The organism is Abyssogena phaseoliformis symbiont OG214, assembly GCF_016592595.1.
GTDB lineage: Bacteria > Pseudomonadota > Gammaproteobacteria > PS1 > Pseudothioglobaceae > Ruthia.
Map to the genome: position 1 here is coordinate 756,457 of NZ_AP012977.1, position 14,634 is coordinate 771,090.

Here is a 14,634-nt window from a genome sequence, read left to right on the forward strand (position 1 = left end):
AATGGCAGAAAAACAAACGCATACGTTTCAAACGGAAGTCTCGCAACTATTAGATTTGATGATTCACTCTTTGTACTCAAACAAAGAGATTTTCTTGCGTGAGTTAGTTTCTAACGCCTCTGACGCAGTTGATAAATTAAAATTCAAATCCTTGTCAAATGATACTTTGACTGAGGGTAAAGAAGAGCTGCAAATTCACATTGATGTGAATAAAGATGCCAGAACGATTACCATTACTGACTATGGTATAGGCATGACTGAGGCAGAAGTTAATAAAAACATCGGTACCATTGCCAATTCTGGCACTAAGAAATTCTTAAAAAACTTAGATGAAAAACAAGCACAAGACTCTAATTTAATTGGCCAATTTGGCGTGGGATTTTATTCTAGTTTTATTGTTGCTGATAAGGTTGAACTAATTACCAGAAAAGCTGGCAGTAAAGGTAAAAAAGGCACAAAATGGATCTCTACTGGCAAGGGAAAATACTCAATAGAAAGTATTGATTGTCCTAATTTTGGCACTACAGTAACCCTGCACATCAAAAAAGATGAAAAAGAATTTTTAGATGATTATCGCTTGCGTGGCATTGTCTCAAAATACTCAGACCACATTACCGTGCCAATTATGATGATTAAGGCTAGTAAAGATGGCAAAGACATTGAATATGAGCGCATTAATAAAGCCAATACTTTTTGGACTCAAGATAAACGCGACCTTAAGCAAGAAGATTATGATGAGTTTTATAAGTCACTCACTTATGACTTTGAAGCACCACTAACGCAATTGCACAATAGAGTTGAAGGTAATTTGGACTATATTTCATTGTTATTCATCCCATCAAAAGCCCCTTATGATATGTGGGAGCCTAAGCGCAAAGGCGGCATAAAGCTCTATGCCAAACGCGTGTTTATTATGGAAGATAATGAAGCCCTAATGCCTTTGTATTTGCGCTTTGTTAAAGGTGTGATTGATACGGCTGATTTACCGTTAAATGTTTCTCGCGAAATTTTACAAAGTAACAAAGTGGTTGACATTATCCGCAAAGCCTCAGTCAGTAGAGTTTTAAAAGAATTAGAAAAAATAGCTAAAAACAAACCCGAAGATTATGCAAAATTTTGGCGAGAATTTGGCATGGTGATGAAAGAAGGCGTGGTTGAAGACTTTGCCAACAAAGATAAAATTACAAAGCTTTTGCGCTTTGCCACTAATAAAAGTGCAAATGCTACACAAACGGCAACGCTTGAATGTTACGTAAAAAGTATGCAAAAAGACCAAAAAGCGATTTATTACATCACGGCTGAAACTTACGAGGCTGCCAAAGGTTCGCCACATTTAGAAATTTTTAATCAAAAAGACATTGAAGTACTACTACTATCTGACCGTGTTGATGAATGGATGGTGAGTAATTTTGGAGAATTTGAAGGTGTTCCGCTGAAATCAATTGCCAAAGGCGATTTAGAAGATCTTGATTCTAAAGAAGAAAAGAAAACCAAAGAGAAAGTTGCTAAAAACTTTGAAAAAGTCATCGAAAAAATGCAAAAAATCCTTGATGCTCAGGTTAAAGAAATCAAAGTCTCTTCTCGTCTTAGCGAGTTTCCTTCTTGTTTGGTAGCTGATGAAAATGAAATGGGTGGCAACATGGAAAGAATTATGAAATCCCTAGGTCAGGACGTACCAGACACTAAGCCAATTCTTGAAATTAATCCAACCCACCCACTGGTTAAAAAACTTAAAACCAAAATTGATGAAGATTTAGTGAACGTTTTATTTGACCAAGCTGTTTTATTAGAAGGCGGGCAACCTAAAGATCCAGCTGAGTTTGTAAAGCGTATGAATAAACTGATTAATTAATCAGTTTATTCATACTTAAAATTTCTGTGCACACTTTAACAAAAAATCATAACCTGCCATGTTTAGCTTATGCACCTCTATAACTAAAAAAATAAGGACGAATTACGCCCAATTTGAGCTTATTCTTAAAAAATTTCAAAACCCAAAATTGGGACGGGTCTTTGTAAATCGTAAAGGTTTTAGGCAATTTTTTTTATTTCAAAATGTGGAGACATGGCTTTTGTCTTAATCAAAAACAATGCTAAAATTATTTGTGCTAGCACTCTAACGTTTTAGGCTTTCTTTATTAACCCCTATTTGATTGAGAAATAACCAATGAATACTGTACTAACTTTTGGCACTTTTAATATATTTCATCATGGACATTTAAACATTCTCAAGCGTGCCTCATCAATGGCTGGTAAATTACTTGTGGGCGTTTCCTCAGACTTGTTAAGTCTTAATAAAAAAGGCAGGAATCCAGTTTATTCTGAGGTTTGTAGAATGCAAACCATTGCATCACTTGATTTTGTTCATGAGGTATTTTTAGAGGAAGCTTTAGAATTAAAACGAGAATATTTGTTAAAATATCAAGTAGACATTCTGCTAATGAGTGATGATTGGAAAAATAAGTTTGACCATTTTCAAGATTTGTGCAAAGTGATTTACCTACCTAGAACGCCTAATATTTCAACAACACAATTGATTAAGGATAATTTAAAAACGCTTCTAAAAATTTAGTTTGGTTAATAAAATCTTACCGCCAATGATTGCAACAAGATGAACCACAACCACGATATCATATTGTACTTTAGCGGTGCTATTAATTCATATTATCAAATTAAGCAGTGGTCTGCCCCCTGCAACAACTAAGCAAAAAACACTCATTATTATTCATCGTAACTAATATTGAAGTTTATCAAAAACTTCAAAAAGACAACAAATTTGACATTGTTTATTTGAAAACATTTACTGATTTAATTGAGTTTTATGATGCGCATAACTTTTGTGTTATTTTGTATATTAATAATTCACTGGGTAATTTCCAATCATTAAGGCATGGGCGTGCTTATCATGTCCACTTAAATCATGGAGAGAGTGAAAAAGAATCTATGTATTCAAACCAAATTAAGGGCTATGACTTCGCCTTTGTTGCTGGACAGCGAGCCATACAAAGGTATCAACAAAATCTGGTCAATTGCCCAAATGATGTTTTTATTACCATCGGAAGACCAAAACTTGACTTTATAAAAACACGTAGCATTATTAAAGAAAAAACACGTAAGACCATTTTATACGCCCTCACTTGGGAGGCAACCCATGATAGTATGAATTATTGTTCGGTTAAAAAATATGGCTTGGAACTGATTCAAATACTACTAAAAAGCCCGCATTACACCGTTATTTACAAAAATAATAGCGCCATTGGCAGTAAGGACAAGGAAATTAGTAAATATCATAAAAGAATTAAGCGGCTAATACACAGTAGCTAACATGCTTATTTTATGCAAGAAGAACCTATTAATGATGTATTTACTTTGGTAGACTTTGCTTTTTTTGATAATTCCTCTATTATGATTGATTATCTCAATACTTTAAAATCAGCTGCTTATATTGAAATTAGAAATGATCAAAAAATGAATGACTTAACTGCCTGTTTTCACACAATTGATGAATTTAATTTTAAAAAATAGCTTAACATGATAAAAGAAATATTGACAAACGACCAACTTTTAATACAAAGGCAAGCGGTCAAAAAACAGTACTTGGGTAATTTTAATCAAGGTTAAAGCAACCAATATTTTATTAAAAAAATTACCCATTTGATTGAGAGTAGAAACAAAGAAATTTAAACCAAGACAAGGCGGCATGAAGATAAATTATATTTCAAAAAATGCAAAAATAGGGAAAAATACCATCTTAAATCCACCAGTAAAGCTAGTTGGTAGTGCGCATGTTAAACATTCTAGCAATATTGGTAAATTTAGCCTTATTAACTCAGGCACAACTATTTTCCCAAGCACCCTTATGGGCAAAAATTGTGAAATTGGTGCGTTTGACCACCATATCATTATGGTTGAGTAGCCCCCAATTTAAAACTTCAGTTTCCTGATTATGTGGATTGTTTTGAGCAAAAGGAAATTAAAAGACCAGCCAAAACCATACTAGGTAATGACGTATGGGTTGGACTCATTAGCGCTGATAAAAAGAGGCTTAAAGATTGGTCATGGTGCTATCGTTGCAGGTGGTTCTGTTGTTATCAAAGATGTGCCAGATTATGCAATTGTCGGTGGTGTTCCTGCCAAAGTTATTAAATATCGTTTCAGTGAAGAACAGATTAAAGGTTTGCTGTCATTAAAATGGTGGGACGTGGTGCTTGGGGATTTATCCCACATCCCCTTTGATGACATTGAATTGGCTATTAAAGAGCTAAAAAAAGTAACACCAAGTATTTAAAATTTATTTTTTGCCGCTTTTTTAAAAGGTTTAATATTTCTAAGAATGCCTCTAAAAATTGCCACTTCTTCTTTTTCAGGTTCTGCTTTAGTAAAAAAACGCCGTAAACGCCGCATTAACAGCGCCTTAGGGCGTTTATCCTCAAAATATTCAATATGCTCTAACACTTGAACAAGGTGCGCGTAAAAACTCTCTAACTCATTAAAACTCGCCAATTCATTGGCACTTTTTTCAAATTTAGTTGTGGTGTTGTAAACGTAATTTTGATAGGCAAATACCTGAACGGCTGATGCAACATTTAAAGAAAAATAATTAGGATTGCCAGGAATGGTCATGAGTATTTGACACAAGTCTAATTCCTTATTAGTCAAGCCTGCTCTTTCTGTGCCAAATATCACCGCAACCTTTTGGCTGTCAACCATGATGGTTTTTTGAATTTCACTACAAGCATTCACGACATCCATTTGCCGCCATTTGATATTGCGCTGGCGTGCACTAGCGCCAATCACTAAATGCACACCTTTCAAAGCCTCTTCTAAAGACTCACAAACCACAGCATTTGACAGTACGTCATCTGCACCACTAGCTCTAGCAGTGGCTGTGGCTGATGGATAACCTTTTGGATTAACCAAATACAAACGAGACAAGCTCATATTTTTCATCGCACGGGCTGCCGCGCCAATATTGCCAGACTCAGTGGTATTAACCATAACCACACGTACGTTATCAAAGGTATAATCTATTTCTTTTTTCATTTTATCTTCTATTATGCATCCTACGCTTAATATTGCCGTTAAAGCCGCTCGAAAAGCTGGCGACATCATCCTAAGATATCACAATCAAATTGATATTTTAACGATTGAAAATAAAGCAACCAATGACTTTGTTTCCGAAGTGGACAAAGCCGCTGAAGATGCCATTATAGACGAGTTGAAATATGCCTTTCCCAATCATTCAATGTTGGGTGAAGAAAATGGTGAAATTTTAGGTGATAGTCGTTTTCAATGGATTATTGACCCATTAGATGGCACCACTAATTACTTGCACGGTTTTCCGCAATATGCAGTATCCATTGCCTTGTATGAAAACAACGAACCAACACATGCCGTAGTATATGATCCTTTTAAAGAAGAGTTGTTTACCGCCTCTAAAGGCGAAGGTGCTTATTTAAATGAACAAAGAATTCGCACCACACATACCAATGGTTTTGAAAATACATTAATTGGTACAGGCTTCCCGTTCAAAGCACCACAGTATTTAGAGGCTTATTTAAATATGTTTAAAGCCATCCATCCAAAAGTTTCTGGTATTCGCCGTGCTGGCTCTGCTGCACTTGATTTGGCTTATTTGGCCGCGGGTCGACTGGATGGCTTTTGGGAAATTGAGCTTAATATTTGGGACATTGCTGCCGGTGTGCTTTTAGTCAAAGAAGCAGGCGGTTTTATAGGTGACTTTTCAGGGCGAGATAAATACCTAGAAACAGGCAATGTGGTGGCTGGTAATGACCAAGTTTTTAAAGCCATTTTAAAAACCATTCATCCACATTTAACGGCTGATTTACAACGTTAAAAAAATGCCATTTAAAAATAAAGTCCTAAAGATTTCTTTATTTTTACTGCTTTTAGGCGCTGTTTTTATTTTTTCTTAAAAATACTTTTTGTCAATATGTAGATGCCCAAAGCTGGCTACACAAAAGTATGCTTATACTACTAGGGGGCTTTTTCTTTAGTATTGGGTGTTGCTGGTATTGTTATTTATTTTATTTTATTTGTTTTAAATTTAATTAAACACTAAATAAAATAAGCCTTTCTCCATTCAGTTTTTTAGCTTTTTCACTCATTAGATACACAATCGCTGGGCTCTTTATCTCAGGCAATGGATTATTGTCGGCATTTTCAGCCGGATAAGCAATTTGTCGCATTTTGGTACGCATCCGCCCTGGGTCAAGTGAATTCACCCGGATGTTTGTTTTTTCTAATTCTTCGGATAAAGTTTTGCTCATGCCTTCGATGGCAAATTTGCTCACGCTATACGCACCCCAATATGCCTTAGCCATTCGCCCTACTGATGAAGACAAAAATAGCACACGGGCATCACTTGATTTATTAAGTGCAGGAATTAACGCTTGAGTAAGCATAAACGGCGCATTAACATTGATTTGCATGGTTGAATACCACAGCTTAATATCATATTGCTCAATTGGCATCATAGTACCAATAATACTTGCATTGTGAATAAGCCCGTCAAGTTGTCCAAAATTACCCAAGATGTCTTTTTGTAATTGCTGATAATGTTCAGGGGTTGCGCCTTCTAAATCAAGCGGATAAAGAATAGGCTCTTGATAGCCCAAATCCAGAACTTTATCATAAGTGGTTTCTAATGAACCTAAATCACGCCCTAGCATAATAACACTTGCGCCTGCCTTAGCAAGATCCAGTGTTATTGCCCTACCAAAGCCACGATTTGCACCTGTCACTAAAATAACTTTATCTTTTAATTCGTCTTTTTTAATGTTATATTTGGTATTAATCTTCATCATGTTCTAAGGTTGTATTTTCAAGTGTTTCTACAGCTTGTAATTTTCGTTCTAACACGTTACTTCTGGTAGTTCGTAATTTTTCTAAGGTGGAAGAGGCTGTATTAAGTTGTTTCTGCACCTGTTGGAAAGTGGCTGAAAATGTGCTAAATTCGGTCTTAACCTCTGTCAAAACTTGCCAAACTTCAGAACTACGCTTTTGCACTGCCAAAGTCTTAAAGCCCATTCGTAAACTGCTTAAAAACGCCGCTAAGGTTGTTGGTCCAGTGATTGTAATTTTGTGTTTTCTGCTCAATCTTTCAAACAAACTAACATCACGTAAAACCTCCGCATACAAACCCTCATCAGGCAAATACATCACTGCAAAATCTGTTGTGTGTGGCGGGTCAATGTATTTCGTGCTGATATCTTTAGCAAATAATTCAATAGACTTAAGTAGTTTCTTTTTTAGCAATTCTATCTGTGGTTTGTCGCCAGCATCATAGGCATCAATCAAGCGCTCATAATCCTCTCTTGGATATTTAGCATCAATCGGTATCCAAACTGGCTTGTCGTCGCCATTCCCTGGCAATTTAATCGCAAATTCCACATTGGCTTGTGAGCCTTTTTTAGTTGCAACATTTTTAGCGTATTGCTCAGGGGGTAACATTGCCTCTAGAATGCCTTCTAATTGATATTCGCCTAAAGTGCCACGAGTTTTGACATTCGATAATACTTTCTTCAAATCACCCACATCATTTGCCACGCTTTGCATTTCGCCTAAGCCTTTATGCACTTGTTCCAATTTATCGCTAACCTGTTTAAATGACTCACCCAAACGTTTTTCTAGCGTGCTTTGTAACTTCTCATCAACAGTTTGCCGCATTGCTGTTAGTTGTTGATTGTTGTCTTTGTTAATTGCGTCCAATTGCCCTTTAACTGTCGCTTCAATATGTTTAATATTCTCTGTTGCTTGTTTATTAAACTGAGATTGTTGCTGATGAAACTCATCAAATCGCTCCTTAACTGCTCTACTAGCTGCTGCATTACCCTCATCTTGTTTGATTTGCTGTTGACTAAACTTTAGCTCAATCATTTGCGTGAATTTTAATTCAAAAGCTTGAATATTATTCGTTAACTCTACTCGATTTTCTCTGGCCGCTTGATTAGACTCTTCTCGGTTTGTTTTAAAGTTTTTTTCCAAATCTTTAAGTTGTGTATCAACATTAATAATTGGCGGTTTTCTGAAAAACAACACAGTTAATAACGCTGTTTGTACAAGCAATAATGCGATAATAATACTTATATCCATTAAATCAACTCTAATAATTCTTGAGGGGTGTCAATCAAAAAATCATAACCCCAATCTTTTTTCACTTTGCCATAACCATAAGTAACAGATACAGTTTTAATATTAGCATTTTGGCCTGCCAACATGTCATTCTTATCATCACCCATAAATAAACATTGGCTTGGGTTAATCGCTAATTGTGCGCAAGCATACAATAACGGCGCTGGGTGTGGCTTGTTAAATGCTAATGTATCCCCACAAACCACCACATCAGGATTTATATCAAGTTTTTCTAACAGTAAATGAGTCAAATTTTCAGGCTTATTAGTAACCACCCCCCAAAACATCTCTTTGGTTTTAATAGTTTTAATAAGTGCATCAATGCCTGAGAATGTTTTAGAAAATTGACTAATATTATCCTTGTAAATATTTAATATTTTTTGATGCCTGTCAATAAAATCAGGGTGAAGCTCATCACAATCAAAGCCAAACTTGATTAACGCTTTACCTCCTAACGCAACTAGAGGCTTTATTTTTTCATAAGGTTTTTCGCTTAAACCATTGTATTTAAGTAGTGTATTTAACGCATAAGCCAAATCGGGCGCGGTGTCAATCAATGTGCCATCTAAGTCAAATAAAATGGTGTTAATATTCATGTGACAATCTCTATCAGTTAAAATTCTAGTTTATAAATTATAACGTTTACGCTCGTAATTTCTTATGCTGTTTTTAAGATCATTATTGTATTTTTTAGGCTCATTTTTTGCTTTGATAATTTTAGTAACTATTGCACTAATCTTATTCTTCTTGCCGTTTAAGTTTCGCTACGCTATTTTATCTAAGTGGTCAATGTTTTGTTTGTGGTGGTTGGCATTCACACTTGATATTAAACTTCAGGTGGTTGGCAAAAAGAACATCCCTTCTAAGCCTTGTGTGATTGTTTCTAACCATCAATCCACTTGGGAAACACTCGGATTTCAGCAAATATTTCCACCGCAAACTTGGGTACTTAAACAAACCCTATCATGGATACCATTTTTTGGCTGGGGATTGGCGTTACTCAAACCTATTGTTATTAATCGTGGTGAGAAATTAAAAGCACTAAAAACAATTATAAAGCAAGGAGAGGCTCGACTAAAAAGGGGTATTTTTGTGGTGATTTTCCCAGAAGGCACTCGCCAACCTTATAAAAAACTGGGAAGATATCAAAATGGCGCTATAGCCATTGCTAAAAAAGCATCTTGTGATGTCATACCTGTTTATCACAATGCTGGTTTAGCATGGCCCAAAGGTAGTTTCATAAAACACCCAGGCACCATCACTGTGATTATTGGCAAGCCAATTAATATCAAAGAAAAATCTGCTAAAGAATTAACTCAAAATATTAGAAATTGGACGCAAAAACAAAGTGAAAAATTTTAACTCAGTATTACCCCCGCGTTTTTCGCCTGCCTTTTATAAAGAAATATTGCAAAAAATCACATTATTGGACTAAGCGCTCTACTAGTACCTTTTAGTGCATTAAGCTTGAATATAGAAGAATTTAATCAGCAAGTAATTGCCTTATTACAACAAGAAAAGACCTTTGAAACTTCTAAAACTGATGTACAAATTAAACAAATAGAACTGGACAATAGTAAACGCAATTATTCTGATTGGAAAACAGGGTTAACGCTGGATACTAAATCCACCTATTGGAACAACAACAAAAGCACAAACTCCACATATATTTACACCAAAACCAGTGAAAAACATAGCAAAAGCGCTAAACTAGAATTAACCAAGCGTTTTTTAAACAATCCTAGTAATCTAACAGTTGGTATAAAACACATACTATCGAACGAAAACCTAAAAAGAAACAAGCAATTCAATTCTTATGATAACTATGGACTTTATGACTACTTTAATTGGAAATACCCACTATTAAAGCACGATAGCAACGCTGAAAGCTTAAAAACTTATCATAGATATATATTGGATTTAGCTTATAAAAAACTCTCTTTTTATGAACAACAAGAAAATTACTTAAGTAAACAACTTGAACAATTCTTAACCTGGGCAAACTATCAGGAAAAAAGTCTGGTTTATCAACAACACCTACAAAGAGTACAAAGTATTAATCGTCAAAATAAAAAAGATCAAATAAGCATCAACAGTGCCATTTTCAAAACGCAAAAAAACTTATCGAGGCTCAAGTAAAGTTACAAAGCATTAAACAAGCACTTGCTATTGAATTAAATAACAAAGGATTGTTAAATAAAACAGTACAAATTGATTGGCATAAAAATACAAACATTATTAAAAATACGAATAGTTATTTAAAAAATAATGCTAGAGATTTACAAAAAATAGTAATTAACCAGCTACTAAAAAAAATTAACATTATCAAAATTTAGCAAAACTAGATTTTTATCTTAATTTTGATCAAGAAGTGACTGACAGCAATACCAAAACTAGCGAGTCTGAAAGTAATAAAAAGATTTACACAGCCAGTCTTGTGTTTGAATATCCTTTGATTGGCAATATTACCAATCAAACCAATTTAGAAATTAACCAGTTGGGCTTGCGTAAATTAGAAATTTTTTACAAAGACAAACTGCAAAACCTAAATGCTGAAGCACAATCTTTGAATATATCCTTAACTTCTAATCAAAAAACGCTTAATCAACGTCTAAAAATTATTCACACCAATCAACAACAAGTGCAAATAGCACTTAATAACTATACTCACAAAAACGACAAAATAAAAAATCTAATTGACATACTAGAATGAGCAAAAACAGTCTTAGTTAGATTATATTGATACTGGAAGCGCTTATCAAATCAATGTAATCAATTACAATAATTTGTTAGATAGGCTAATTAACACACCTTCAAAAGGAAAAATACAGCCAAGCCAACAATCTGTTGAATAATTATTTTTTTCTATAAAGAATAATATTATTAACTATTTTTTGGTAAAATCACCGAGTTGTTTTTTGGTAAAGGTTAATGCAAGGAATACCAGACGCTATAAAGTTATTCAGTTTTGCTAAAAAAGGATTGAATCTTTCACATATATATCAAGTGAAAGATTTTCCTAGAATGAAAAAACTACTTAGCAATATTGATGATGAAGTAAAAGTTGAATTAAGTTTCTACATTGAAAACAATTCAATTCCTTGTATTGAAGGTATTGTTAAACTAAATGCTGTGGTTGATTGCCAACGCTGTTTGAATGAGGTAAATCTTTGTTTAAATCCTAGTTTTAAACTTGGCTTTTTGAAAAATGAAGAACAGGGAGAAACACTAGATTTAAGCTTTGAGACAATTCTTAATGCTGATGAAGCGTTTTCAACCATTGAATTTATAACAGATGAGGTTCTAATATCCATTCCAATGAGTCCGATGCATTCACACAAATGTCAATCGTACCAAAATAAAGAGCGGATAAAGCAAGAGAAACACAATCCTTTTGCAATATTAAAACACACAAAAACTCAATATAAAAAATAAGGAGTAAGAAAATGGCTGTACAAAAAAGTAGGAAAACCCCTTCAAAAAGAGGCATGCGTCGCTCACATAACGCACTAACAAGCCCTGCATTGTCAGAAGATCAAGAAACGGGTGAAATTCACTTGCGCCACCACATTACAGCTGATGGTTATTACTGCGGCAAAAAAATAATCAACAAAGCACAAGGTATTCAAGAAATAGACGCTTAACCCCCCCATGACAATAAAGGTATCAATTGACGCCTCAGGGGGAGATTATGGCATACCTGTTACTATTGAAGCAGGTATTAAAGCACTAGGCGTATTTCAAGATTTGTATTTATATTTTGTGGGTGATGAATCTAGCATCAGAACTGAATTAGATAAACACCCATCAAATACACCTAGTTCAAAATATGCAATTATTCACGCAAGTGAAGTTGTATCAATGAATGAATCTCCAGCAATTGCATTACGTAAAAAGAAAGATTCTTCTATGCGCGTTGCAATTAATCTAGTTAAAATACTTGAGGCAGACGCTTGTATTAGTGCAGGCAATACTGGCGCGCTCATGGCCATTTCTCGCTTCGTACTAAAAACCATCAAAGGTATTGACCGTCCTGCTATTATGGGTCGCATGCCAACCATGACTGGACATACGCACATGCTTGATTTGGGTGCTAATGTTGATTCAAAACCCAAAGCTTTGGTTGAATTTGCAATAATGGGCTCAATTGCTGTCAAGCACACCGAAAATATTGCATCACCCACCATTGGCCTTCTTAATATTGGTGAAGAAGATATGAAAGGTAGTGAAAAAATCAAAAAAACTGCTGAGTTATTAAAAGCCTCCAGTCTAAATTATGTAGGATTTGTTGAGGGTGATGATATTTATAAGGGCACAGTAGACTTAATTGTTTGCGATGGCTTTGAAGGCAATATTGCACTAAAAGCCAGTGAAGGTGTGGCCTCAATGATGGAACACTACCTAAAACAAGCATTTACTCGAAACCTGCTAACCAAATTGATTGCCTTAATCGCAACCCCTGTACTTAAAGATTTTAAATCTAGTCTCAACCCTGGTAAGTACAATGGCGCCTCCTTGTTGGGGCTTCGCGGTATTGTTGTTAAAAGTCATGGTAGTGCAAACGTTGATTCGTTTTTAGCAGCAATTACTGAGGCCTATGTTGAGGCACATGCTAAAATCAGCGACAAAATATCACTTCAAATTTCAAAAGAATTAGAACACAATGAATAAATTTGCAAGAATTATTGGTACGGGTAGTTATCTGCCACCCACTATTGTCACCAATGACGATTTATCAAAAACTATTGACACAACAAATGAATGGATTACCACGCGTACAGGTATTAAACAAAGACACAAAGTTACCGATGAAACAACTTGTGATTTAGCCGAAAAAGCAGCCAATCATGCACTTGAAATGGCCGGTATTAATGCCAAAGATTTAGACTTGATTATCCTAGCAACCACCACACCTGATAAAGTTTTTCCTGCAACAGCAACCATGTTACAAACTGCAATTGGCGCTTCATGTCCTGCATTTGATTTACAATCTGTCTGTGCGGGCTTTATTTTTGCCCTAACCACAGCGCAACAATATATCAAAACTGGCGCTGCTAATAAAATATTGGTTGTTGGTAGTGAAACTTTATCAAGAATTGTTAATTGGAAAGACCGCTCTACCGCGGTTTTATTTGGTGATGGTGCAGGGGCGGTGGTGCTAAGTGGCAGTAGTGATACTGGCATTTTGCACTCAAAACTATTCAGTGATGGTAACTATCTATCTTCACTTCAAGTGAGCAATAATTACATTAATGAAGTGGGTTTTATTAAGATGTCTGGTAATGAAGTTTTTAAAATTGCCGTCAACCGCTTATCTTCTTTAGCAAAAGAAACACTTAAAGAGGCTAATTTAAGTTCAGACAAACTAGATTGGATGGTGCCGCATCAGGCTAATATTCGCATTATATCAGCCGTGGCTAAACGCATCAAAATCCCAATGAACAAGGTCATTGTTACCCTTGAAAATCATGGTAATACTTCCGCTGCCTCTATTCCGTTGGCACTTGATACAGCGGTTAGGGATGGTCGCATTAAAAAAGGTGACAATCTGTTATTTGAAGGGATTGGTGCTGGCTTTAGTTGGGGTAGTGTTTTAGTTCAATTTTAAAACAATCTTGCTTGTAGATTAGCCGTTAATTGTTGCAATTCTGCCACATCTACACTTAATAAATCTAACTCGTCACTGGCTTTTTCGTATAAGTTCTTGTAAGCAAGTTTTGATTTATCCAAGCCTAATAAAGATGGATAAGTAGGTTTATTTTTGTACTCATCAGAAAATTGACTCTTACCTAATAATGCATCAGGCGTTTCAATATCAAGCACATCATCTTGAATTTGATACGCCAAACCGATATCTTCAGAGAAGGTATTCAAAGTAACTCTATCCTTATTATTACACGCTTTAGAAACAATTGCACCTAAGTTAACTGCACAGCTCAGTAGAGCGCCTGTTTTTTTTCGGTGCATGATTTCTAGTGTTGCAATACCCACCTGCTTTGCAATAATAGATAAATCAATTGCTTGGCCTTCTGCCATTTCAAATGAAGCGTGGGTCAAAGATTTCAACAACTCAATTTTGATACCAGCACTAATTAAATCATCATTAACCAATACTTCAAATGCCAATGCTTGCAAACCATCACCTGCCAAAATTGCTTGAGCCTCGCCAAAACGTTTGTGACAAGCTGGCTGATTATGGCGTACATCATCATCATCCATAGCCGGTAAATCATCATGAATTAAAGAATAGGCATGAATGAATTCAATAGCGCAACTACTAGAATCAATTAAATTTAAGTTTGTGCCGAAAGTATTAGCGACAGAATAGGCAAGAATAGGTCTAAAGCGCTTGCCATTAGTTAGCGCACTATAACGCATTGCTTTAGCCAAAGAACCTTGTGCTGACAAGTATTGGTCTAATTTAGCATTAACCCTTGTGATGTAGACATTAAAATCCATTGCTTAAAAGTCTTAATTCAA

20 protein-coding genes are annotated in these 14,634 nt (G+C 35.3%); 15 read left to right on the forward strand and 5 right to left on the reverse strand.

Annotation, left to right across the window (positions count from 1 at the left end; genetic code table 11):
- Position 1: 1 nt before the first annotated feature.
- The 6 genes from htpG (at position 2) to CVPH_RS04865 (ending at position 4,288) form a co-directional block, all read left to right on the forward strand.
- Entirely contained in the window at positions 2-1,852 is a 1,851-nt protein-coding gene (htpG, locus tag CVPH_RS04840) for a molecular chaperone HtpG (RefSeq protein ID WP_201342361.1), read from the forward strand.
- Between the two features lie 315 nt (positions 1,853-2,167).
- On the forward strand, positions 2,168-2,572 hold the full coding sequence (locus CVPH_RS04845) for an FAD synthase family protein (RefSeq protein ID WP_201342362.1): 405 nt from the start codon (positions 2,168-2,170) through the stop codon (positions 2,570-2,572).
- Positions 2,573-2,679: 107 nt separating this feature from the next.
- A complete protein-coding gene (locus tag CVPH_RS04850) occupies positions 2,680-3,324 on the forward strand; it encodes a hypothetical protein (protein WP_201342363.1) in 645 nt (214 codons plus the stop codon).
- Positions 3,325-3,336: 12 nt separating this feature from the next.
- On the forward strand, positions 3,337-3,525 hold the full coding sequence (locus tag CVPH_RS04855) for a hypothetical protein (protein WP_201342364.1): 189 nt from the start codon (positions 3,337-3,339) through the stop codon (positions 3,523-3,525).
- 175 nt (positions 3,526-3,700) lie between these two features.
- Positions 3,701-3,916: an LbetaH domain-containing protein gene (locus CVPH_RS04860; protein WP_201342365.1), complete on the forward strand. Its 216-nt coding sequence runs from the start codon at positions 3,701-3,703 to the stop codon at positions 3,914-3,916.
- 87 nt (positions 3,917-4,003) lie between these two features.
- A complete protein-coding gene (locus tag CVPH_RS04865; protein ID WP_201342366.1) occupies positions 4,004-4,288 on the forward strand; it encodes an LbetaH domain-containing protein in 285 nt (94 codons plus the stop codon).
- Here CVPH_RS04865 and CVPH_RS04870 read toward each other — a convergent pair.
- Positions 4,285-5,043, reverse strand: coding sequence for an RNA methyltransferase (locus tag CVPH_RS04870; protein WP_201342367.1), 759 nt, complete (start codon positions 5,041-5,043; stop codon positions 4,285-4,287). The two genes, CVPH_RS04865 and CVPH_RS04870, sit on opposite strands and share 4 nt — an antisense overlap.
- A 13-nt stretch (positions 5,044-5,056) precedes the next feature.
- Here CVPH_RS04870 and CVPH_RS04875 point away from each other — a divergent pair, with 13 nt between their 5' ends.
- Positions 5,057-5,857: an inositol monophosphatase family protein gene (locus CVPH_RS04875; RefSeq protein ID WP_201342368.1), complete on the forward strand. Its 801-nt coding sequence runs from the start codon at positions 5,057-5,059 to the stop codon at positions 5,855-5,857.
- Between the two features lie 214 nt (positions 5,858-6,071).
- Here CVPH_RS04875 and CVPH_RS04880 read toward each other — a convergent pair whose 3' ends face one another.
- From CVPH_RS04880 to CVPH_RS04890, 3 genes are read right to left on the reverse strand one after another with little or no spacing between them, the layout of a single operon-like run.
- The gene (locus CVPH_RS04880) at positions 6,072-6,824 is read right to left on the reverse strand and encodes a YciK family oxidoreductase (RefSeq protein ID WP_201342428.1); all 753 of its coding nucleotides are present in this window, start codon (positions 6,822-6,824) and stop codon (positions 6,072-6,074) included.
- The gene (locus CVPH_RS04885; RefSeq protein WP_201342369.1) at positions 6,814-8,115 is read right to left on the reverse strand and encodes a DNA recombination protein RmuC; all 1,302 of its coding nucleotides are present in this window, start codon (positions 8,113-8,115) and stop codon (positions 6,814-6,816) included. Before CVPH_RS04885 ends, CVPH_RS04880 begins: the two co-directional genes overlap by 11 nt.
- Complete coding sequence (locus tag CVPH_RS04890; protein ID WP_201342370.1) at positions 8,115-8,750, reverse strand: HAD family hydrolase; 636 nt, start codon at positions 8,748-8,750, stop codon at positions 8,115-8,117. The genes CVPH_RS04885 and CVPH_RS04890 overlap by 1 nt, the downstream gene beginning before the upstream one ends.
- A gap of 64 nt (positions 8,751-8,814) precedes the next feature.
- Here CVPH_RS04890 and CVPH_RS04895 point away from each other — a divergent pair, with 64 nt between their 5' ends.
- From CVPH_RS04895 to CVPH_RS04925, 8 genes are all read left to right on the forward strand, one after another.
- Positions 8,815-9,516: a lysophospholipid acyltransferase family protein gene (locus CVPH_RS04895; RefSeq protein ID WP_201342371.1), complete on the forward strand. Its 702-nt coding sequence runs from the start codon at positions 8,815-8,817 to the stop codon at positions 9,514-9,516.
- A 105-nt stretch (positions 9,517-9,621) separates the two neighbouring features.
- Entirely contained in the window at positions 9,622-10,293 is a 672-nt protein-coding gene (locus CVPH_RS04900; protein WP_201342372.1) for a hypothetical protein, read from the forward strand.
- A 50-nt stretch (positions 10,294-10,343) separates the two neighbouring features.
- Positions 10,344-10,490, forward strand: a complete 147-nt coding sequence (locus tag CVPH_RS10140) for a hypothetical protein (RefSeq protein ID WP_225879818.1) — start codon at positions 10,344-10,346, stop codon at positions 10,488-10,490.
- Between the two features lie 35 nt (positions 10,491-10,525).
- The gene (locus tag CVPH_RS04905; protein ID WP_201342373.1) at positions 10,526-10,867 is read left to right on the forward strand and encodes a hypothetical protein; all 342 of its coding nucleotides are present in this window, start codon (positions 10,526-10,528) and stop codon (positions 10,865-10,867) included.
- A gap of 218 nt (positions 10,868-11,085) precedes the next feature.
- Positions 11,086-11,589 (forward strand): YceD family protein, encoded by a 504-nt coding sequence (locus CVPH_RS04910; RefSeq protein ID WP_201342374.1) that lies wholly within the window; start codon positions 11,086-11,088, stop codon positions 11,587-11,589.
- An 11-nt stretch (positions 11,590-11,600) separates the two neighbouring features.
- Positions 11,601-11,798, forward strand: coding sequence for a 50S ribosomal protein L32 (gene rpmF, locus CVPH_RS04915; protein ID WP_201342375.1), 198 nt, complete (start codon positions 11,601-11,603; stop codon positions 11,796-11,798).
- 7 nt (positions 11,799-11,805) lie between these two features.
- On the forward strand, positions 11,806-12,825 hold the full coding sequence (gene plsX / locus CVPH_RS04920; RefSeq protein ID WP_201342376.1) for a phosphate acyltransferase PlsX: 1,020 nt from the start codon (positions 11,806-11,808) through the stop codon (positions 12,823-12,825).
- Positions 12,818-13,762, forward strand: coding sequence for a beta-ketoacyl-ACP synthase III (locus CVPH_RS04925; protein WP_201342377.1), 945 nt, complete (start codon positions 12,818-12,820; stop codon positions 13,760-13,762). The genes plsX and CVPH_RS04925 overlap by 8 nt, the downstream gene beginning before the upstream one ends.
- On the opposite strand, the gene CVPH_RS04930 is transcribed toward CVPH_RS04925, so the two are convergent.
- Positions 13,759-14,613, reverse strand: coding sequence for a polyprenyl synthetase family protein (locus CVPH_RS04930; RefSeq protein WP_201342378.1), 855 nt, complete (start codon positions 14,611-14,613; stop codon positions 13,759-13,761). The two genes, CVPH_RS04925 and CVPH_RS04930, sit on opposite strands and share 4 nt — an antisense overlap.
- Positions 14,614-14,634 lie beyond the last annotated feature (21 nt).